The following is a 19,050-nucleotide window of genomic DNA, read 5'->3' on the forward strand; positions in this document are numbered from 1 at the left end:
TTTTGAGGGGGAGAGGTGGCTCGGCGAAGCCGAGACGGAGTGGGGGTCGGCCATGCCATCTGCGATAGTCTCTCCATAAACGGGGAGGGGATTACGGCAACTTTGCTACGAGCCACTAAACCCACGCTTTCCTGGCCCTACACCTTGCTTGCAAAACCCTGTAGTTTCGCCGCATGAACCAGCACGCCAAGCTCAGAATCGGCCATTCCGTCTGTCCGCATGATTGCCCGTCGACCTGCGCGTTGAATGTCGAGATCCTCGACGGCAACCGTATCGGCCGCCTGCATGGCGCCAAGGACAACAGCTATACGGCCGGCGTGATCTGCGCCAAGGTCGCTCGCTATGCCGACCGCATTCATCATCCAGACCGGCTTATGAAGCCGCTGGTGCGTGCCGGCGCCAAGGGCGAGGGCAGCTGGAAAGAGGCGAGCTGGGAAGCAGCCCTCGATCTGGTGGCCGAAAAGTTCATCCGCGCCGAGGAAAAGCTCGGCAGCGAGACGGTGTGGCCTTACTTCTATGCCGGCACGATGGGGCTGGTGCAGCGCGACGGCATCGACCGGCTGCGCCATGCGAAAAAGTATTCGGGCTTCTTCGCTTCGATCTGCACGAACCTTGCCTGGACCGGCTATGTGCTGGGCACGGGCGCGCTGCGTGGGTCGGACCCGCGTGAGATCGCCAAGTCCGACTGCGTGGTGATCTGGGGCACCAATGCGGTGGTCACGCAGGTCAATGTGATGACCCATGCGGTGAAGGCCCGCAAGGAGAACGGCACGAAGATCGTCGTCATCGATATCTACGAGACGGCGACGATGAAGCAGGCCGACACGGCGCTGGTGCTGAAACCGGGCACGGACGGCGCGCTGGCATGCGCGGTGATGCATGTGCTGTTCCGCGATGGCTTCGCCGACCGCGATTATCTCGAAAAATACACTGACGACCCGAAAGGATTGGAGGCGCATCTCGCCACCCGCACGCCGCAATGGGCAGCGGCGATAACCGGCCTTTCCGTCGAGGAGATCGAAGATTTTGCCAGATTGGTCGGCACGACGAAGAAAACCTTCTTCCGGCTCGGCTACGGCTTCGCGCGCCAGCGCAACGGCTCGGTCAACATGCATGCGGCGCTGTCGATCCCGGCGGTCACCGGTGCCTGGCAGTATGAGGGCGGCGGTGCGTTCCACTCCAATTCAGGCATCTACAAGCTCAACGGCGAATTGCTGGAAGGCACGAAGCTGCGTGACCCCAAAATCCGCTATCTCGATCACTCCCGCATCGGGCCGGTGCTGACCAATGCCGAGGACGCGCTTTATGGCGGCCCTCCTGTGACGGCGATGCTGATCCAGAACACCAACCCGGTGAATGTCGCGCCCGAGCAGCGGCTGGTGACGCAGGGGTTTCTGCGCGACGACCTGTTCACCTGCGTGCACGAGCAGTTCATGACCGATACGGCAAAGCTCGCCGATGTCGTGCTGCCGGCCACCATGTTCCTTGAGCATGACGACATCTACAAGGGCGGCGGCAACCAGCACATCACGCTGGGGCCCAAGCTGATCGACCCGCCGGCGGGGCCGCGCACCAATCACTATGTCATCGAGGAACTGGCCAAGCGGCTGGGCGTCTCGCATTTGCCGGGCTTCGGGATGACCGAACGCGAGCATATCGACCACATGCTTTCCCGGCGCGGTCTGGGTGATTTCGACAGCCTGGAGGCCAGCCGCTGGGTCGATATGCAGCCTGAGTTCGAGGATGCGCATTTCCTGAAGGGTTTTGGGCATCCCGACGGCAAGTTCCGTTTCAAGCCGCAGTGGAACGGCGGCGCAGCACCCAACAGGCCGCCCAAGAGCATGGGCATCTTCGGCCCGGTCGAGCAGCTTCCCGAATTCCCCGACCATGTCGACCTGATCGAAGTGGCGGACGCCGAGCATCCTTTCCGGCTGGCGACCTCGCCGGCGCGCAATTTTCTCAACTCGACCTTTGCCGAGACGCCGGTGTCGCGGGAGAAGGAAGGGCGGCCGGAACTGCTGATCCATCCGGAGGACGCCGCAGCACTCGGCGTCGCCACGGGCGATCGCGTCGAGATCGGCAACCCACGCGGCGAGGTGGTTCTGCATGCCAGGCTGTTCGAGACGATCCGGCGCGGTGTCGTCATCGCCGAGGGCATCTGGCCGAACTCCGCTCACGAGCGCGGCGAGGGCATCAACGTCCTGACCGGCGCCGACGCGCCGGCACCCTATGGCGGTGCGGCCGTGCATGACAACAAGGTCTGGGTGCGGGCGGCGGGGTAGGGCCGCCTATAGCAGTGCCGTCAGATCGCGTGCGCCGTGCACCACGCGAACGATCTCGATATGCGTTCCGGTATGCCGGTAGAGCACCAGATAGTTTCTGACGGTCAGCGCTCGCGCGTCAGGCGCAATGTCCGGCCTGAGCGGGCCGGAATCTGGAAACGTTGCAAGCTGTTTGATCTTGACGGCGATGCTGTCCAGAAAGCGGTCGGCCGCAACCGGGTTGTCCGGTGCGATCCCGCACCAGATGTCGATGAGATCGTCTTCAGCCGCAGGACTTCGGACGATTCTCACTTCAGCCATTGCGCGACGCGCTCGAATTCTTCTCGAAGCGGCCCCGTGCTCGCTGCTTGATCTCTTCGATGTCGAAAGGCTGGCTTTCGCCACTGGCTACTCCGTCCGTCCATGCCTTTCGTAGCCGCTCGACCTCCGCCTGCCGCAAAGGCTGACGCAGCTTCCAGTCGCGTAGCGCTTCGCGTATCACTTCGCTCGCCGAGGCGTATTCTCCGGTCGAGACGGCCTTTTTGACCATTTCGAGCAGGTCCGACGAAAGCGCGACGCTTACCTTTTCCACCGTGGGCATGAGAGAACTCCTTTGATAAAATGGTAGCAAGAATTGCTACCGCGGACAACAGGCGTATCGTGCGCGACGGCGTCGCCGGATTTTTGATGCCTTCCCATTTTCCGGCATTCCCGCATTATGCAACCGCGACGGACCATCGAGGAGCATGCCATGAGCGGCGATCACGATCACGGCGACATGCAGAACACGCCGGTGTCGCGGCTGTGGATGGCGCTCGGCCTGACCGGCGCTTTCATGGTGGCGGAGGTCATCGGGGGCTTCGTCACCGGCAGCCTGGCCTTGATTTCCGACGCCATGCATATGCTGACCGACACGATGGCGCTGGCGATCGCGTTGCTGGCCATCCATGTCGGACGCCGTCAGGCAGACCTGCTGCGCACCTATGGCTATGCCCGTTTCGAGATACTGGCCGCCGCCTTCAATGCACTACTGCTGCTCGGCGTCGCCTTCTACATTCTCTACGAGGCTTACAAGCGGCTGTTCGAGCCGCAGGATATAGCGTCGCTGGGCATGCTGGGGATCGCGGTCGTCGGCCTTGCCGTCAACTTCCTGTCGATGCGGCTGCTGAGCGGCCACAAGGACAACAGCCTCAATGTGAAGGGCGCCTATCTCGAGGTCTGGGCCGACATGCTAGGTTCGCTCGGCGTCATGGCCGGTGCAGCGATCATCTGGCTGACCGGCTGGCAATGGGTCGATTCGCTGATCGCGGTCGGCATCGGCTTCATGGTGTTCCCGCGCACCTGGGTGCTGCTCAAGGAATGCATCAACATCCTGCTCGAAGGCGTGCCGCCCGGCATGAAGATAGCCGATGTCGAGAGCGCCATTGCGGCAGTGCCGGGTGTTGCTTCGGTGCACGATTTGCATCTGTGGGCGATCACTCAGAGCAAGCCGTCACTGACGGCTCACGCTGTGCTTTCTGACGGCGCGGATGCAGAAACCGTGCGCCTCGCCATAGAGGCGCGCCTGCAGGCGGATTTCGACCTGCACCACACCACTCTGCAGATGGAACTGGTTGCGTGCAAACCCGCCGAACGGATTCACTGAGAGGTTGGTGCAGTCAGCCGAAGTCTTTTGGCCGCAGGAAATGGCTGAGCCGGGCTGCACCGGCACGCAGTTCGTCCCATCGCCCGTCGAATTCGAGCCGGGCAAGACCCGCTGTTGAGAATTTCTTGCGGAGTAGCTGCAAGGCGGTTTCGTCAGAGTCCTCGCTGGCAATCAGCGTGGCAAAATCCTGCATCCCCGGATTGTGCCCGAGCAAAAGCAGGGAGGTGATCTCCTCCGGCGCATGACGAACCTCAGCCAGCAATTGCCCCGCAGAGGCTTCGTAAAGGGCGCTGCAGAAGGTTGGTTCGACGAAACGAGGCGATTGGGCGGCGACGATCTGCCAGGTTTCCCGCGTACGAAGCGACGGCGAAACAAGCGCCATCTGCGGGAACCAGCCACGCGAGGCAATCGCCTGGCCGATCACCGGAGCGGCATCCAGGCCGCGGGGTGCCAGCGGTCTATCGAAATCGGCCAGCTCGGGATCATCCCAGCTCGATTTGGCGTGACGCAGGAGGAGCAGTTCCTTCATCGTGCGGCTCCAACCAGTGGCCCTTGGCAGATCAGGGCGTGAAGCGCGCCAGTGCCTCGAGATCAACCGCTTCGCGAACGGCACTCGGCGAAGACACGAACGCTGTTGCAACCTGCTCGACATGCTCGATGTCCGAAAACGCCGTCTTGCCGTCCTGCATGCTGGCCTTGCCTTCGCAAACCATGCGCAGTGCAAGCGGGAAAAGATGGTGCTCGGCTTTCAGAACGCGGGCCGACAGCGTCTTTTCGTCATCGCCGATCAGAACGGGAACCGCAGACTGCGCAATGATCGGACCGTCATCCATCTCAGGCGTCACGAAATGCACGGTGCAGCCATGGATGCGCATGCCGGCGTCCAGCGCGCGCTGGTGCGTATCCAGACCCTTGAAGGACGGCAGCAGGGCAGGGTGGATGTTGATCATCTTGCCCTGCCATTTCGCGACGAAACCGGGCGTCAGGAGCCGCATATAGCCGGCGAGGCAGACGATCTCGGCGCCGAAGGCAGCGAGCTCCTTGTCGATGGCCGCGTCATGCGCGTCCTTGCTGGCGAAATCGCCGCGCGCAACGACGCGTGTCGGGATGCCCTTCGATGTGGCCAGTTGCAGGCCGCGCGCGTCGGCCTTGTCGGAGACCACACCGACGATCTCGGCCGGGAAGGCGCGGTCGTCGGAAGCTTCGATCAGCGCGGCCATGTTGGAGCCGCGCCCGGAGATCATGATGACGATGCGTTTGCGGGTCATAGGGCGATGGCACCTCGATAGATGACGCCGCTGTCGCGGCGCGGCACGATGCGGCCGATGGGCGAAACGGTCTCGCCGGCTTCCTGTAGCACGGCGGCGACCTGTGCCGCCTGTCCCGATGCGACGACCATGATCATGCCGACGCCGCAGTTAAAGGTGCGCATCATTTCATTGGCAGCCACGCCACCCGTCTTGGCGAGCCAGGAGAAGACTGGCGGCACTTCGATGGCGTCGAGGTCCAACTCGGCGGAAAAATCCTGCGGCAGCACGCGCGGGATGTTTTCGGGGAAGCCACCGCCGGTGATATGGGCCAGCGCCTTGATGCCATGCGTGCCGCGGATCGCCTTGAGTACGGACTTCACATAGATGCGGGTCGGTTCCAGCAGCGCATCGGCCAGCGTACGGTCGTCGGCAAAGGGGGCAGGGTCGTTCCAGCCGAGGCCGCTTGTCGCGACGATGCGGCGAACCAGCGAAAAGCCGTTGGAATGGACGCCCGACGAGGCGAGCCCGAGCAGCACGTCGCCTTCGACGATGTCGTCGGTCGGCAGCAACTGGCCGCGCTCGGCAGCACCTACGGCGAAGCCGGCAAGGTCGTAGTCCTTTTCCTGGTACATGCCCGGCATTTCCGCCGTCTCACCGCCGATCAGCGCGCAACCGGCCTGCCGGCAGCCCTCGGCGATGCCGCCGACGATGGACGCGCCCTGCTCGGGGTCGAGCTTGCCGGTGGCGAAATAGTCGAGGAAGAACAGCGGCTCCGCACCCTGCACGACGATGTCGTTGACGCACATGGCGACAAGGTCGACGCCGATCGTGTCGTGCTTGCCGGCCTCGATGGCGATCTTCAGCTTGGTGCCGACGCCGTCATTGGCGGCGACCAGCACCGGATCGGTAAAGCCTGCAGCCTTCAGGTCGAACAACCCGCCGAAGCCGCCGATCTCGCCATCGGCGCCGGGCCGGCGCGTCGAGCGCACCAGCGGCTTGATCTTCTCGACCATGAGGTTGCCGGCATCGATGTCGACGCCTGCCTGCGCATAGGTGAGCCCGTTCTTCTGGCCGCTCATGGCTGTTCCTTTGACTGTCGACGGTTCAAGGGCGGCTCTTCGCATGAACCGCCCCGCCCTGCAAGAAGTGGGGCAAAAGCGATGCGACTTTAGGCGGCAAAAATCGTGGACAGAAGTCTGTCCCGCTCTGGTATCTTGCAGGCAGAGTCGGGCCTGACCATGTATCAGGCTCGGTATGTTGGGAGAATGCGGGGAGGTAATGACGTCGTGACCGTCGCGAACATGATCACGATTCTGCGGTTCGTGCTTGTGCCGGGCGTTATCTACGCCCTTTTGAGCAACCGCACCGACTGGGCCCTTGCCGGTTTCGTCATCGCCGGCGTGTCGGATGGCGTCGACGGTTTCGTCGCGCGTCATTTCAACCAGCGCACCGAACTGGGCGCCTATCTCGACCCGATGGCCGATAAGCTGCTTCTGGTCAGCGTCTTCGTCATGCTCGGCTTCATGGGCGAACTGCCGCTGTGGCTGGTCGTCGCGGCGGTTTCGCGCGATGCGCTGATCATCTGCGCGGTCGTTCTGTCGACCGTGATGGCAAATCCCGTGGCGATGAAGCCGCTGATGGTTTCGAAGGCCAACACGGCAGTGCAGATCGTTCTTGCCGCCTTCGTGCTTGGCGAACTGGCCTTTGGAACGAATTACGACCTCATTCGGTTCAGTCTGATATTCCTGTCCGGGCTCTTGACCGTCGCTTCGGCAGCGGCCTATCTCGTGGACTGGCTGAGGCACATGAATGGTTATGGCGAAAGCGAAAATCCAAACGGTTGAGGTGACTCAGGAGGATCCGTCGGCAACGGCGTTCCGCCGGCAGATCCGGTTCTGGATCATTACGGCGCTCGTGCTTGCGCTGTTGATCTACCTGTTCAGCGACGTTCTCCTGCCTTTCGTGGCCGGCATGGTGCTTGCCTATTTCCTCGACCCCGTGGCCGACCGGCTGCAGCGGCTCGGACTTTCGCGCCTCATGGCGACGATCCTCATCCTGATCACGTTTCTCATCATCGTGGTGCTCGGGCTCGTCATCCTGATACCGATACTGGCCTCGCAGCTCTCGGATTTCATCACCAAGCTGCCGGAATATCTGACGCAGTTGCAGGGCCTCATCACCAGTTTCGACCCGCAGTGGATCGAGCAGCGCTTCGGCGTCAACGCCAACGACCTGCGCGAGGGCCTGAATTCGCTGGCGACCACCGGCTTCGGCTTCCTGACGACTGTGTTCAAGTCGATCTGGAGCTCCAGCATGGCGCTGTTTTCCATCGCCAGCCTGTTCGTGGTGACGCCGGTCGTCGCCTTCTACATGCTGCTCGACTGGGACCGCATGGTCGCGACCGTCGATCGCTGGGTGCCGCGCGACCACGTCAAGACCGTTCGCCAGATCGCCACCGACATCAATTCCGCCACCGCCGGTTTCGTGCGCGGGCAGGGCACGCTCTGCCTCGTGCTCGGGCTGATGTATGCCGCCGGCCTGACGCTGACGGGGCTCAAATTCGGCGCCCTGATCGGCCTGTTTGCCGGCCTTATCAGCTTCATTCCCTATGTCGGTTCGCTGGTCGGGCTGGTGCTGTCGGTGGGGCTTGCCTTCGTGCAGTTCTGGCCGGACTGGATCATGGTCGTGGCCGTGGCCTGCGTGTTCTTCGTCGGCCAGTTCATCGAGGGCAACATCCTCCAGCCGCGCCTTGTTGGCAAAAGCGTCGGGCTGCACCCGGTCTGGCTGATGTTTGCGCTGTTCGCTTTCGGTGCGCTGTTCGGCTTTGTCGGCCTGCTGATCGCCGTGCCGGCGGCGGCGGCGATAGGCGTGCTGGTTCGCTTTGCGATATCGCAATATCTCGAGTCGCCGCTCTACAAGGGGCATCCCGAGGTCGCGGAGGCAAAACCGGTCCGCACGGCCAGAGCGCCGCGCGCCGATGGCTAGGCCGTGATCTGCCATGCGTGAGCCGGAAAAACCGCGCCAGCTTCCGCTCGATCTCGGCCATACGCCGGGCTATTCGCGCGACGATCTCGTGGTGTCGCAGGCCAATGCACAGGCGGTTTCGCTGGTCGACCGCTGGCCGGAGTGGCCTTCACCGGTTGTCGTGCTGGCTGGGCCGGCGGGTTCGGGAAAATCGCATCTCGCCGCGATCTGGCGTGATGCCTCGCATGCGTTGGTGCTCAAGGCTGCCGATATCGAGAAACACGTCGCTGAAATCGACGGCACGCGGCCGGTGGTGATCGATGATGCCGATGACCGGTTCCTCGACGAGAACGGCCTGTTCCATCTCATCAACCAGGTTCGCGCGACCGGCACGCAACTGCTCCTGACGTCCCGGCGCTTTCCAGCCGCGTGGGGTGTGACCTTGCCGGACCTGGCATCGCGGCTGAAGGCTGCGGCGACCATCGAGATCGACGAGCCGGACGACCTGCTTCTGGCCGGCGTCATCACCAAGCTCTTCGCCGACCGCCAGATCGAGGTCGACCAGAACGTCGTGCAGTTTCTGGTCAGGCGCATCGAACGCTCGCTGTCCACCGCGATCCGCGTCGTCGACAGGCTCGACCGCGCAGCGCTGGAACAGAAGACGCGCATCACCCGTGCGCTCGCCGCCGAAGCGGTGAATGCGCTCGACCAGGGGCAGGCAGAGTTCGAGATTTAAGGCTGCTTCAGCGGGCGAGGCGGCGATAGACCTGCTGCGCCGCCAAGAGCACGGCAAGAATCGTGGCGTTCGAAAACAGACCTACGGCGATCGCGGTCGCTGTGTCCTGACCCTCCTTCGCGCCGAAGCTCGTCGGTATGAGCACGGCCACGAATACCAGCCCGAGCGCAATCGGTATCCAGCGGTTCAGCGCCTGGGCGGTGTTGGCTGCGGTTAGCAAGAGCGCAATCAGCAGACCGATCCTGAAAATGTCGGTCAACTGGGCGAAATAGATATCGATGACTGGCATGCGTCCTCCCTGACTGCGCGCAATAGTGTGCAGGCTGGCCGCGTTATGTCGAGAGGCGCCGAGTGCTTATGAGGGCGGACAGGTTGTGAACGCATTCGCATGTTCGACTTGTAGTGGCGCTTGCCGGTCAGCGCCATTTCTGGTCACCTTTGATTTTTCAAGGGGTGGGGATTCGCGCATGACCAACAACGGACTGCTACTCAAAGTCTTGGCTGCTGTGATCGGGTGTTTTGCCGGCGCTTACATCGGCCAGGAACTGCTGGGCGGCGCGGCGCTTGGATGGACCGTAACCGGCGCTATCGTGGCGGTGTTCTGCTATCCGCTCTTCAAGACCTTGAGGGAGCGGCGCGCCCGTCCATAAGGGCGCGCCGTATCGGGAGGCGTTGGCTCTTATCGCCTGCGGCGCGTCAGTTCTCCTGAACCGATACGCCTGAATCATCAATCCGCAGTTCGACGCCGGAAGGCTTCGATTCTTCGCGATAGACGTAGATGCCGAGCGCAATGACCGCGACGACGAGCGCGCCGATTATGAGATAAAGCCTGTTTTGCTGCATGAATGTGCCCGTTCTTAAAGTTCTGGAATAGGAAAAAGGCCGGTAATCCCGGCCTTTTGTTTTTCGATCGCGAAGATCAGTACCAGCGACGACGCGGTTCGCTGCTTGCCTGTCCTACGGCTATGCCAAGCAGGAAGCCGACAATGCCGACGAAGCCGAGCACGGCCGTCGTGGTTCCGGGATTTTCACGGGCGACCTCGGAAACGGCATGGGCCTGCGTGCGAAGCTGCTGCGTTGCCTTGGAGGCACGGTCCGAAGCGCTTTCGTAGAGACTGGACGCCTGTTCGCGGGCATCGTCCATCATTTCAGCACTGCGCGCCGAGACCGTCTTGTTGATCTTCGCGATTTCCTTGCGAAGATCCGCGATCTGCTTTTCGAGCGCCTTCTGAATATCGTCTGAGCTGGGTGTGTCGGCCATAAAGGATTTCCTTGTATAGAAGAGGTTCAGGAACGGCTATCCAGCCGGATCGTTCCCGAACTATTGTGTCGGAAACATTTCCCGCGATCAAAACACTGCGAGATACTTCAGCAACGAGATGATGCCGATGACGATGACGATAAGCTGGACGATCTGGCGCATGCGCCCGTCGATCGGAAGCCGCTGAACGAGATAGAGCACCAGTATGATTACAAGAAACGTAATCAGGATGCCGATGAGAACCGATGAAGCCATAACCCTTCTCCGTAATTGACGGCCCAGCCGTCGTCTGAACTAGGCATAAACTATGCACCGGCTAACGCCCGGACACCGTGCGGGTTCCATTCAAGATCATTCTTGAGACGCCAAATCGGGATTTTGTGTTTTCCGGGCTTGCCTTCCAAACTGGCAAACCCTATGGACTGCATCGTTCGGAGTGTAGCGCAGTCTGGTAGCGCATCTGGTTTGGGACCAGAGGGTCGGGAGTTCGAATCTCTCCACTCCGACCAAAACGATGAGGGAAACATGTCTGCGCGCATCTTCAGCCCGGCCAAGACCGCGATGCAGTCGGGTAAGGCCAAGACCGGTCTCTGGGTTCTCGAGTTCGATCCGGCCATGCCGCGCAAGATCGATCCGCTGATGGGCTATACGACTTCCGGCGACATGAAGAGCCAGATTCGCCTCACCTTCGGCTCGAAGGAAGAGGCGGTCGCCTATGCCGAGAAGCATGGCCTCGATTTTCGTGTTCAGGAACCGAAGGAAGCCAAGCGGCGCCAGATTTCCTATGCGGAGAATTTCCGCTTCGACCGCAAGATCCCCTGGACACACTGAACCGCGAACGAGCCGGTTTGTGTGCTGAGGGCGCGCGGTCCCGTAGCTCAGCTGGATAGAGCACCGGCCTTCTAAGCCGATGGTCACAGGTTCGAATCCTGTCGGGATCGCCACATTTTCAAACATTTCTCTGCGCGAAGGATGCGTGTAGCTTGCTGTCGGGTTCTGCGTTCGTTGCAGAACTTTCGCAGCAGAAAGCCGCATACGCAGGAAACGCTCATGACCTCGACGGATTCCGACCTTCCCATCGCCCACTGGACTGATATCGAAAACCCTGACGGTGAGACGTTCAAGGGGACGGACGAGGCGCGCAGCATCAACGCTGCCTTCGGCGCGCATTTCGGGCTCGAGCGGCTCGGCATTCATCATGAGCGGTTGCTGCCGGGCCGGCGCACGTCCTTTCCGCATGCCGAAAGTGCGGAGGAGGAATTCGTCTATGTGCTGGAGGGCGAGCCCGATGTCTGGCTGGACGGTCGGCTGCATCGGCTCAAGCCGGGCGACGGGGTCGGCTTTCCGGCAGGCACGGGGCTCGCCCACAGTTTCCTGAACAACACCGAGACTGAAGTTCGGTTGCTGGTCGTGGGCGAGACGGCCAAGGCGGAGAACCGAATCGTCTCCCCGGTCAACCTCGAACGCAAGGCGATGCGCGACGACTGGTGGGACGATCACCCAAGGCGCCCGTTGGGCGACCACGATGGGATGCCCGACAGGGTGCGGGCATCGAAGGCGAAGTAGCGGGGAGGCGTTGCCGCCTCAATCCTTCGCCGCTGCCGCCGCAGCCAGCCCCTTGGCGATATCGGCCTTCAGGTCTTCGACATTCTCCAGCCCGATCTGAAGCCGGAGGATCGGCCCCTCATACGGCCCCTTGGCGACGACGCGGTCGCCGAGGAAGACGTGGACCGCAAGGCTTTCATAGCCGCCCCAGGAATAGCCGAGGCCGAAGATTTCGAGGGCGTCGAGGAAGGCATGCGCCTGCTTCTGGCCGCCACCGGAGAACACCACGGAAAAGATGCCGCTGGCGCCCGAAAAATCGCGCTTCCAGATGGCATGGCCGGGGTGGCTTTCGAGACCGGGGTGCAGCACGCGGGCGACGCCCGGCTGCTTTTCCAGCCAGCGCGCGATGTCCAGCGCGCTTTCCTGATGACGCTCCAGCCGCACACCCATGGTGCGCAGGCCGCGCAGCACCTGATAGACGTCGTCGGGTGCGGCACAGCAGCCGAGCGTCAGGAAGCCCTGATGCAGCCGTTCCCATGATGCGGCGTTGGCCGAGACCGTGCCGAGAAGCAGATCGGAATGCCCGGCCGGATATTTGGTCGCGGCGTGGATCGAGACATCAACGCCATGATCGAGCGGCTTGAAATAGAGCGGCGTCGCCCAGGTGTTGTCCATCATCACCACGGCGCCGCGTTCATGCGCCGCTTTCGCGATTGCCGGGATGTCCTGCATCTCGAATGTGTTGGAGGCCGGCGATTCGGTGAACACGACCTTGGTGTTCGGCTTCATCAGCGCGGCAATGCCGGCGCCGACATGGGGATCGTAATAGTCTACCTCGACGCCAAGCCGTTTCAGCATGGTGTCGGCGAAATTGCGGGTCGGATGATAGACCGAATCGACGATCAGCACGTGATCGCCGGCCGACAGGAAGGCAAGCAGCGGCACCGTGACGGCGGCGAGCCCCGAAGGCACAATGATAGTTCCTGCCGAACCTTCCAGCTCGTCGATGGCGTTTGCGAGCGCGTCGGTGGTCGGGGTGCCGCGCGTTCCATAGGTGTATTTTTGCGCGCGGGCAGCCAGTGTGGCGGCGTTCGGAAACAGGACCGTGGAAGCGTGCACGACCGGCGGGTTCACGAAGCCGAAATAGTCGCGCGGATCGTTGCCCGCATGCGCCAGGCGTGTGTTGATACCCATCTCGGTGTAGTCTCGCTTGGCCATGTCTTCCCCGCTTCGATAAGAGGCGGACAGGCATAAAGCGGCGAGCTGAACGGCGCAACCGAAACGGGCGGGGCCAGCCTCGAACTTTGTTGCTCCAGCCAAGTTCATGCGGCGGATAAAGACCTGCCGCAACGGCAATTCAAAGGCGGAAAATACCCTTCAAATGTCGGTTTTGGGCATATGGTTTTCAATTTCTGCTTCATCCGGTCATTGTGCTTGACCTCACGGACATAATCGCTTTCGATGCAGTTCGTGATTGTGAGTGCTGCGAGCGCATCCTCTGCGATGCCGCGTTTCGGAAATGGGCCGGAATGCCAACGCTGCTTCCGCACGGGAAAAAAACGGGGCAAGTTCCCGAACAACAACAGAAAAGGGTCTGTGGGTTATGAAAAACTCCGTAAAAGTCATTCTGGGCGCTGCCGCATTGGGGCTGCTGGCTTCGGCCGCATCTGCGGCAACGCTCGATGATGTCAAGAAGAAGGGCTTCGTTCAGTGCGGTGTCAGCACCGGTCTGGCCGGCTTTTCCGCGCCGAACGACAAGGGCGACTGGACCGGCATCGACGCCGATTTCTGCCGCGCCGTGGCGGCTGCGGTCTTCGGTGACGGCACCAAGGTCAAGTTCACGCCGCTCAGCGCCAAGGAACGTTTCACCGCGCTCCAGTCGGGCGAAATCGACGTCCTGTCGCGCAACACGACCTGGACGATCAACCGCGATACGGCGCTCGGCCTGAATTTCGTCGGCGTCACCTATTATGACGGCCAGGGCTTCATGATCAACGCCAAGAAGCTGCCGGGCGTCAATTCCGCGCTCCAGCTTTCGGGCGCTGCCGTCTGCGTGCAGTCGGGCACGACCACCGAACTCAATCTCGCCGACTACTTCAAGGCGAACAAGATGGAGTACAACCCGGTCGTCTTCGAGAAGCTCGAAGAGGTCAACGCCGCTTATGACGCGGGCCGTTGCGACGCCTACACGACCGATCAGTCGGGCCTTTATGGCATCCGCCTGACGCTCGGTGCGCCGGACGATCACGTCGTTCTGCCCGAGATCATCTCGAAGGAGCCGCTTGGACCCGCCGTCCGCCAGGGCGACGACCAGTGGTACCACATCGTCAAGTGGACCTATTTCGCACTGCTGTCGGCTGAAGAGCTCGGCATCACGCAGGCCAATGTCGACGAGATGAAGAACTCCGGCAGCCCCGAGATCAAGCGCGTGCTCGGCACCGAGGCAGACACCAAGATCGGTACCGATCTTGGTGTGTCGAACGACTGGGTCGTCAACGTCGTCAAGGCAGTCGGCAACTACGGCGAAATGTTCGAGAAGAACGTCGGCGCCGGCAGCCCGCTGAAGATCGCGCGCGGCATCAACGCGCTGTGGACCAAGGGCGGCCTGCAGTACGCTCCGCCGATCCGCTGATCGAGAACTATCCGGAGGGCGGATTCTCCGCCTTCCGGTTTCTCATATCAGGGGACGGTTAAATGGCATCCCAGGAAATACTTGGCCGGGACGCAGGCAGCCGCGTCTCGCTTATGAACGACCCTAAAATCCGCGGCATTTTCTTCCAGATTGTCGTGGTGGCCCTCCTTGCGGCAGCGATCTACTGGATTGTCGGCAACACTGTCGAAAACCTGCGTCGCGCCAACATCGCATCCGGCTTCAGCTTTCTGCGCGGACGGGCCGGCTTTGACATCAGTGACAGCCTGATCGCGTATTCGTCCGATTCCACTTACGGACGGGCGATCATCGTCGGCCTGCTGAACACCATCGTCGTTGCCGTCGTCGGCATCATCACAGCCTCCATTCTCGGCTTTCTGATCGGCATCGGCCGCCTGTCGCGAAACTGGCTGGTTCGCAAGATTTCGACCGTCTATGTCGAAGTGTTCCGCAACATCCCGCCGCTGCTGGTCATCTTCTTCTGGTATTTCGGCGTGCTATCGGTTCTGCCGCCGCCGCGCGACAGCTATCACCTGCCATTCGGCTCGTTCCTCAATGGTCGTGGCTTCTATTTTCCGAAGGCAATCTGGGGCGAGGGCTCCTGGCTGATATTGGTGGCCTTTGTGCTTGCGATCGCCATGTCGTGGTTCGTCGCGCGCAAGGCTCGTCAGCGCCAGATGGCGACGGGACAAACATTTCCGATCCTGTGGACTTCCATCGGGTTGATCGTCGGCCTGCCGCTGCTGGCATTCATCTTCAGCGGTTTTCCGTTGAGCTTTGATTTTCCGAAGCAATCCACGTTCAACCTGACCGGCGGTTTCCAGGTGAAGCCGGAGTTTCTGGCGCTTTATCTCGCTCTGTCCTTCTATACGGCCGCCTTCATCGGCGAGATCGTGCGCGCCGGCATCATGGGCGTGAACAAGGGGCAGAGCGAAGCGTCCTTTGCTCTCGGCTTGCGACCCGCGCAGACGCTCAGGCAGGTGGTAGTGCCGCAGGCCATGCGCATCGTCATACCGCCGCTCACCAGCCAGTATCTGAACCTGACCAAGAACTCATCGCTTGCCATCGCGATCGGCTATCCCGATCTTGTCGCGACGGGTGGAACGGTGCTGAACCAGACCGGCCAGGCGATCGAGGTCGTGGTGATCTGGATGGTCGTCTATCTCGGCCTCAGCCTAGTGACGTCGGCCTTCATGAACTGGTTCAACGCCAAAATGGCGCTGGTGGAGAGGTAAGGTCATGCAGAAACACGATCTTTCCTACGTCCGTGCCGAATTGGCGGCTGCCGAGCCGGCGCCGGCGGGCGTGACCGGGCTTGGCGCATGGGTTCGCAAGAACCTGTTCGCCACCCCGTTCGATTCCGCGCTGACGCTGCTCGGACTTTTGGTGGTTGCCTTCGTCATCCCGCCATTTATCAACTGGGCGTTCATCAGCGCCCAGTGGACGGGCACCGACCGCACCTTCTGCTCGACCATAGCGCAGGGCGGCATACAACCCGACGGCTGGTCCGGCGCTTGCTGGGCCTTCGTCAACGCGAAGTTCTCGCAGTTCATGTTCGGCCGCTATCCGGCCGAAGAGCACTGGCGCCTCATCCTCACCGTCATCATGTTGGTGGTGCTGCTGGTGCCCATGATGATTCCGCGCATCCCCCGCAAGGGCCTGAATGCAATCCTGCTTTTTGGCGTGTTTCCCATCGTCGCCTACATTCTGATGTCCGGCGGCTGGTTCGGCCTGCCGCATGTCGAGACGCCGCTCTGGGGTGGCCTGCTGGTAACGCTGGTCCTGTCCTTCGTCGGCATCACGGTCTCGCTGCCGCTCGGCATCGTACTTGCGCTCGGTCGGCGTTCGAAAATGCCGGTCGTCAAGATGATCTGCGTGATCTTCATCGAAGCGGTCCGCGGTATTCCGCTGGTGACGGTGCTGTTCATGGCCAGTGTCATGTTCCCGCTGTTCCTGCCGGCAGGCATGACCTTCGACAAGCTGCTGCGGGCACTTATCGGCGTGGCGCTGTTTGCGTCGGCCTATATGGCGGAAGTGGTGCGCGGCGGACTGCAGGCAATTCCGAAGGGGCAGTATGAGGGTGCCGATTCGCTAGGCCTGAGCTATTGGCAGAAGACGGGACTGATCGTCCTGCCGCAGGCGCTCAAGCTGGTTATCCCGGGCATCGTCAACACCTTCATCGGCCTCTTCAAGGATACCAGCCTGGTCTACATCATCGGCATGTTCGATCTGCTCGGCGTGGTGCGCCTGAACTTTTCGGACGCCTCCTGGGCCTCGCCGCAGACGCCGATTTCGGGGCTGGTCTTTGCCGGCTTCGTTTTCTGGCTGTTCTGTTTCGGCATGTCGCGCTATTCCATTTACATGGAACGACGCCTCGATACCGGCCACAAAAGATAAATAAAGGGGAAGGCCAATGGCCATAGAAAACGCAGTCAGCGCCGAGGAGATCAAGGTCGATCTCGGCAAGATGCAGATTTCGGATACCGATGTCGCCATCGACATTGTCGGCATGCACAAATGGTATGGCGATTTCCACGTCCTGAAGGACATCAATCTTCGGGTCATGCGTGGCGAGCGCATCGTCATTTGCGGGCCTTCCGGTTCCGGTAAATCGACGATGATCCGCTGTATCAACCGTCTGGAAGAGCACCAGAAGGGCAAGATCATCGTCGACGGCAAGGAGCTGACCAACGATCTGAAGAAGATCGACGAGGTCCGCCGCGAAGTCGGCATGGTGTTCCAGCACTTCAACCTGTTTCCGCATCTGACGATCCTGGAAAACTGCACGCTGGCGCCGATCTGGGTGCGCAAGACGCCGAAGAAGCAGGCCGAAGAAATCGCCATGCACTTCCTGAAGCGGGTGAAGATCCCCGAGCAGGCCAACAAGTATCCCGGCCAGCTTTCCGGCGGCCAGCAGCAGCGGGTGGCTATTGCGAGATCGCTGTGCATGAATCCGCGCATCATGCTGTTCGATGAGCCGACCTCGGCGCTCGATCCGGAAATGATCAAGGAAGTGCTGGAAACCATGGTGGGCCTTGCCGAGGAAGGCATGACCATGCTGTGCGTGACCCACGAGATGGGTTTTGCGCGGAAAGTCGCCAACCGGGTGATCTTCATGGATCAGGGCCAGATCGTCGAGCAGAACACCCCGGCGGAGTTCTTCGATCATCCGCAGCATGAGCGTACCAAGCTGTTCCTGTCGCAAATCCTGCATTGATCTTTTGGTACGCGCATTCGGTGCACGCGCTCTCGATCATGAAAGAAGCCCGGCTGAAACTCGGTCGGGCTTCTTGCGTAAGCAAGTGCAATGGCCATTGAGGTCGCGCTCGGGATCGGTTCGGCTTCGATGAAACGAATTATCCGCTTCGCCGGCGTCTTGTTGCTGGCGGTTTTCATAACAGTGGTCTTGGGGACTCTTATCCCGCGCCCACTGCTTCAATCCGGCGAGACAGGGCAGGGGCCGCTTCGCCGCATCCTCGTGCTGACCAACCCGATCCACACCGATATTGCCATCCCGATCGATGCCGAGATGCTCGAACGCTTCGATTTCCTTCGGACAGCAGGCCTGCCGGTCGATCTGTCTGAAGTGCGCTATCTCGTGTTCGGCTGGGGCAGTCGCGCCTTTTACATCGAAACCCCGACCTGGTCGCAATTGAAGGCAGTCCCGGTGTTGAAGGCGCTCAGCCTCGACAATTCAACCATGCATGTCGAAGTCGCCGGCGCCATTCCCGAGCCAAATCCGGTAGTTGCCGGCTATGATCTTGGCGAAGATGGTTTCCAGCGTTTGCTCACCTTCATCGAAGAGAGCTTCCGGCAGGGTGCGAATGGCCCCGAACTGATCGAAGGCGCCGCCTATGGCGACTACGACGCCTTCTTCGAAGCCAATGGCTATTTCAACGCTCTGGTCGGCTGCAACACCTGGACGGCAGGAGCATTGCGGGCGGCCGGCTTGCAGACGGGCTGGTGGAACCCGCTCCCGGTCACGCTAGGTTACTCGTTACGACTGCACAACTGAAGGCTAGAGACCTGACGATTTCCAGCCATAGAGCCAGTCCAGGTCGGCCGGGCTTTTGTGAAAGTGTCTCAGCTCACCCGGCCTTTTTCTCTTTCTCGATGACGTATTCGCGCAGTGCGCGATTGATATTGCTCTGGTATCCGCGCCCGCCGGGGGAGTGCCTCTTAAACCACGCGACAAGATCGGCATCGAGCCGAAGGGTCAGCTGCTGTTTGACCGGCCGAAAATACGGGTTTTGCACGGCGGTCGCCCAGAATTCATCGGTCAACTCGGGAATGTCGCTCGTATCGATTTCGTGTTTAGCGCGAGCCTTCAGGTCGGCGATTTCCTGACGCTGGTTTTCCGTCAGTGGCGCTGGATTGTCAGGGTCGATTTCATATTTGACGATTTTGCCCATAATTTCTCTTTTCCTTTGGCGTCGCCAACCGGGCCGAAATGATACGGATCACTTCGGTGCCGTCTTCTTCGCGATCAGCATGCGCGACCATCAGCAGCAGAATTCCATCGACAGCCCCAAGCGTCTGCCAGCGATATTCGCCTTCCTCGATTCGGTCCTGATCGGTTAGCGCAAAAGGATCGAGGAAAACGCGAGCCGCCGTTTCGAAGCTGACGCCATGTTTCTGCTTGTTGCTTTGCGCCTTGGCGATGTCCCACTCAAAGCGCAAAGACATGTATCTGTAACTCCAGAAATGTAACTACAAATAGGCGATTTGTCCAGACGGA

At 61.1% G+C, this 19,050-nt stretch carries 25 protein-coding genes and 2 tRNA genes; 15 read left to right on the plus strand and 12 right to left on the minus strand.

The genetic code is table 11. The features are described from left to right. Positions 1-173 precede the first annotated feature (173 nt). Entirely contained in the window at positions 174-2,282 is a 2,109-nt protein-coding gene (locus G6N74_RS19725) for a molybdopterin-containing oxidoreductase family protein (RefSeq protein ID WP_165119700.1), read from the plus strand. 6 nt (positions 2,283-2,288) lie between these two features. On the opposite strand, the gene G6N74_RS19730 is transcribed toward G6N74_RS19725, so the two are convergent. Both G6N74_RS19730 and G6N74_RS19735 read right to left on the minus strand, forming a co-directional pair. After that, positions 2,289-2,582 (minus strand): type II toxin-antitoxin system RelE/ParE family toxin, encoded by a 294-nt coding sequence (locus tag G6N74_RS19730; protein WP_165119702.1) that lies wholly within the window; start codon positions 2,580-2,582, stop codon positions 2,289-2,291. Then, positions 2,575-2,862, minus strand: coding sequence for a type II toxin-antitoxin system ParD family antitoxin (locus G6N74_RS19735; RefSeq protein WP_165119704.1), 288 nt, complete (start codon positions 2,860-2,862; stop codon positions 2,575-2,577). The genes G6N74_RS19730 and G6N74_RS19735 overlap by 8 nt, the downstream gene beginning before the upstream one ends. A 150-nt stretch (positions 2,863-3,012) precedes the next feature. Between G6N74_RS19735 and G6N74_RS19740 the strand changes: the two genes are divergently transcribed. Beyond that, a complete protein-coding gene (locus G6N74_RS19740) occupies positions 3,013-3,906 on the plus strand; it encodes a cation diffusion facilitator family transporter (RefSeq protein ID WP_165119706.1) in 894 nt (297 codons plus the stop codon). Between the two features lie 13 nt (positions 3,907-3,919). Here the strand turns inward: G6N74_RS19740 and G6N74_RS19745 are convergent, their stop codons facing one another. From G6N74_RS19745 to purM, 3 genes are read right to left on the minus strand one after another with little or no spacing between them, the layout of a single operon-like run. Next, a complete protein-coding gene (locus G6N74_RS19745; RefSeq protein ID WP_165119708.1) occupies positions 3,920-4,435 on the minus strand; it encodes a SixA phosphatase family protein in 516 nt (171 codons plus the stop codon). Between the two features lie 31 nt (positions 4,436-4,466). Continuing rightward, entirely contained in the window at positions 4,467-5,174 is a 708-nt protein-coding gene (gene purN / locus G6N74_RS19750) for a phosphoribosylglycinamide formyltransferase (protein WP_165119710.1), read from the minus strand. Beyond that, the gene (purM, locus tag G6N74_RS19755) at positions 5,171-6,235 is read right to left on the minus strand and encodes a phosphoribosylformylglycinamidine cyclo-ligase (RefSeq protein WP_165119712.1); all 1,065 of its coding nucleotides are present in this window, start codon (positions 6,233-6,235) and stop codon (positions 5,171-5,173) included. Before purM ends, purN begins: the two co-directional genes overlap by 4 nt. Positions 6,236-6,442: 207 nt before the next feature. On the opposite strand from purM, the gene G6N74_RS19760 reads away from it, so the two are divergent. The 3 genes from G6N74_RS19760 to hdaA are packed head-to-tail and all read left to right on the plus strand — an operon-like array spanning position 6,443 to position 8,856. Further along, positions 6,443-7,000 carry a CDP-alcohol phosphatidyltransferase family protein gene (locus tag G6N74_RS19760; RefSeq protein ID WP_165119713.1) on the plus strand — a complete coding sequence of 186 codons (558 nt, stop codon included), beginning with the start codon at positions 6,443-6,445 and terminating at the stop codon, positions 6,998-7,000. Next, positions 6,972-8,141 carry an AI-2E family transporter gene (locus G6N74_RS19765; RefSeq protein ID WP_165119714.1) on the plus strand — a complete coding sequence of 390 codons (1,170 nt, stop codon included), beginning with the start codon at positions 6,972-6,974 and terminating at the stop codon, positions 8,139-8,141. The genes G6N74_RS19760 and G6N74_RS19765 overlap by 29 nt, the downstream gene beginning before the upstream one ends. 13 nt (positions 8,142-8,154) lie before the next feature. After that, positions 8,155-8,856, plus strand: a complete 702-nt coding sequence (gene hdaA, locus G6N74_RS19770) for a DnaA regulatory inactivator HdaA (protein WP_165119715.1) — start codon at positions 8,155-8,157, stop codon at positions 8,854-8,856. A 7-nt stretch (positions 8,857-8,863) separates the two neighbouring features. On the opposite strand, the gene G6N74_RS19775 is transcribed toward hdaA, so the two are convergent. Further along, a complete protein-coding gene (locus G6N74_RS19775; protein WP_165119716.1) occupies positions 8,864-9,145 on the minus strand; it encodes a hypothetical protein in 282 nt (93 codons plus the stop codon). Positions 9,146-9,323: 178 nt separating this feature from the next. Between G6N74_RS19775 and G6N74_RS19780 the strand changes: the two genes are divergently transcribed. Next, a complete protein-coding gene (locus tag G6N74_RS19780) occupies positions 9,324-9,506 on the plus strand; it encodes a hypothetical protein (protein ID WP_165119717.1) in 183 nt (60 codons plus the stop codon). A gap of 46 nt (positions 9,507-9,552) precedes the next feature. Here G6N74_RS19780 and G6N74_RS19785 read toward each other — a convergent pair whose 3' ends face one another. From G6N74_RS19785 to G6N74_RS19795, 3 genes are all read right to left on the minus strand, one after another. Further along, complete coding sequence (locus tag G6N74_RS19785; RefSeq protein ID WP_165119718.1) at positions 9,553-9,699, minus strand: hypothetical protein; 147 nt, start codon at positions 9,697-9,699, stop codon at positions 9,553-9,555. 76 nt (positions 9,700-9,775) lie between these two features. After that, complete coding sequence (locus G6N74_RS19790) at positions 9,776-10,117, minus strand: hypothetical protein (RefSeq protein ID WP_165119719.1); 342 nt, start codon at positions 10,115-10,117, stop codon at positions 9,776-9,778. 87 nt (positions 10,118-10,204) lie between these two features. Next, positions 10,205-10,372, minus strand: a complete 168-nt coding sequence (locus G6N74_RS19795; RefSeq protein WP_091912120.1) for a Thivi_2564 family membrane protein — start codon at positions 10,370-10,372, stop codon at positions 10,205-10,207. A 177-nt stretch (positions 10,373-10,549) separates the two neighbouring features. Here G6N74_RS19795 and G6N74_RS19800 point away from each other — a divergent pair. The 4 genes from G6N74_RS19800 to G6N74_RS19815 all read left to right on the plus strand — a co-directional run bounded on the left by G6N74_RS19800 (position 10,550) and on the right by G6N74_RS19815 (position 11,683). Continuing rightward, positions 10,550-10,626, plus strand: a tRNA-Pro gene (locus G6N74_RS19800). A 16-nt stretch (positions 10,627-10,642) separates the two neighbouring features. Continuing rightward, positions 10,643-10,948 (plus strand): ETC complex I subunit, encoded by a 306-nt coding sequence (locus G6N74_RS19805; RefSeq protein WP_165119720.1) that lies wholly within the window; start codon positions 10,643-10,645, stop codon positions 10,946-10,948. A 36-nt stretch (positions 10,949-10,984) separates the two neighbouring features. After that, a tRNA-Arg gene (locus G6N74_RS19810) sits at positions 10,985-11,061 on the plus strand. Between the two features lie 106 nt (positions 11,062-11,167). Beyond that, positions 11,168-11,683, plus strand: coding sequence for a cupin domain-containing protein (locus G6N74_RS19815; RefSeq protein ID WP_165119722.1), 516 nt, complete (start codon positions 11,168-11,170; stop codon positions 11,681-11,683). Positions 11,684-11,701: 18 nt separating this feature from the next. Here G6N74_RS19815 and G6N74_RS19820 read toward each other — a convergent pair whose 3' ends face one another. Next, complete coding sequence (locus G6N74_RS19820) at positions 11,702-12,880, minus strand: cystathionine beta-lyase (protein WP_165119724.1); 1,179 nt, start codon at positions 12,878-12,880, stop codon at positions 11,702-11,704. Positions 12,881-13,265: 385 nt separating this feature from the next. On the opposite strand from G6N74_RS19820, the gene G6N74_RS19825 reads away from it, so the two are divergent. From G6N74_RS19825 to G6N74_RS19845, 5 genes are all read left to right on the plus strand, one after another. Then, positions 13,266-14,294, plus strand: coding sequence for an amino acid ABC transporter substrate-binding protein (locus tag G6N74_RS19825; RefSeq protein WP_165119726.1), 1,029 nt, complete (start codon positions 13,266-13,268; stop codon positions 14,292-14,294). Between the two features lie 62 nt (positions 14,295-14,356). Then, positions 14,357-15,547, plus strand: coding sequence for an amino acid ABC transporter permease (locus G6N74_RS19830; protein WP_165119728.1), 1,191 nt, complete (start codon positions 14,357-14,359; stop codon positions 15,545-15,547). Between the two features lie 4 nt (positions 15,548-15,551). Then, positions 15,552-16,709: an amino acid ABC transporter permease gene (locus tag G6N74_RS19835; RefSeq protein ID WP_165119729.1), complete on the plus strand. Its 1,158-nt coding sequence runs from the start codon at positions 15,552-15,554 to the stop codon at positions 16,707-16,709. Positions 16,710-16,779: 70 nt separating this feature from the next. Next, positions 16,780-17,529 (plus strand): amino acid ABC transporter ATP-binding protein, encoded by a 750-nt coding sequence (locus G6N74_RS19840; RefSeq protein ID WP_205826780.1) that lies wholly within the window; start codon positions 16,780-16,782, stop codon positions 17,527-17,529. Positions 17,530-17,658: 129 nt separating this feature from the next. After that, the gene (locus G6N74_RS19845) at positions 17,659-18,327 is read left to right on the plus strand and encodes a TIGR02117 family protein (RefSeq protein WP_165119904.1); all 669 of its coding nucleotides are present in this window, start codon (positions 17,659-17,661) and stop codon (positions 18,325-18,327) included. A gap of 73 nt (positions 18,328-18,400) precedes the next feature. Here G6N74_RS19845 and G6N74_RS19850 read toward each other — a convergent pair whose 3' ends face one another. Both G6N74_RS19850 and G6N74_RS19855 read right to left on the minus strand, forming a co-directional pair. Next, positions 18,401-18,724 carry a BrnA antitoxin family protein gene (locus tag G6N74_RS19850; protein ID WP_165119733.1) on the minus strand — a complete coding sequence of 108 codons (324 nt, stop codon included), beginning with the start codon at positions 18,722-18,724 and terminating at the stop codon, positions 18,401-18,403. Next, positions 18,702-18,998, minus strand: a complete 297-nt coding sequence (locus G6N74_RS19855; protein WP_165119735.1) for a BrnT family toxin — start codon at positions 18,996-18,998, stop codon at positions 18,702-18,704. The genes G6N74_RS19850 and G6N74_RS19855 overlap by 23 nt, the downstream gene beginning before the upstream one ends. Positions 18,999-19,050 lie beyond the last annotated feature (52 nt).

It is taken from the genome of Mesorhizobium zhangyense, from assembly GCF_011045115.1.
In the GTDB taxonomy this organism is placed as follows: domain Bacteria; phylum Pseudomonadota; class Alphaproteobacteria; order Rhizobiales; family Rhizobiaceae; genus Mesorhizobium_M; species Mesorhizobium_M zhangyense.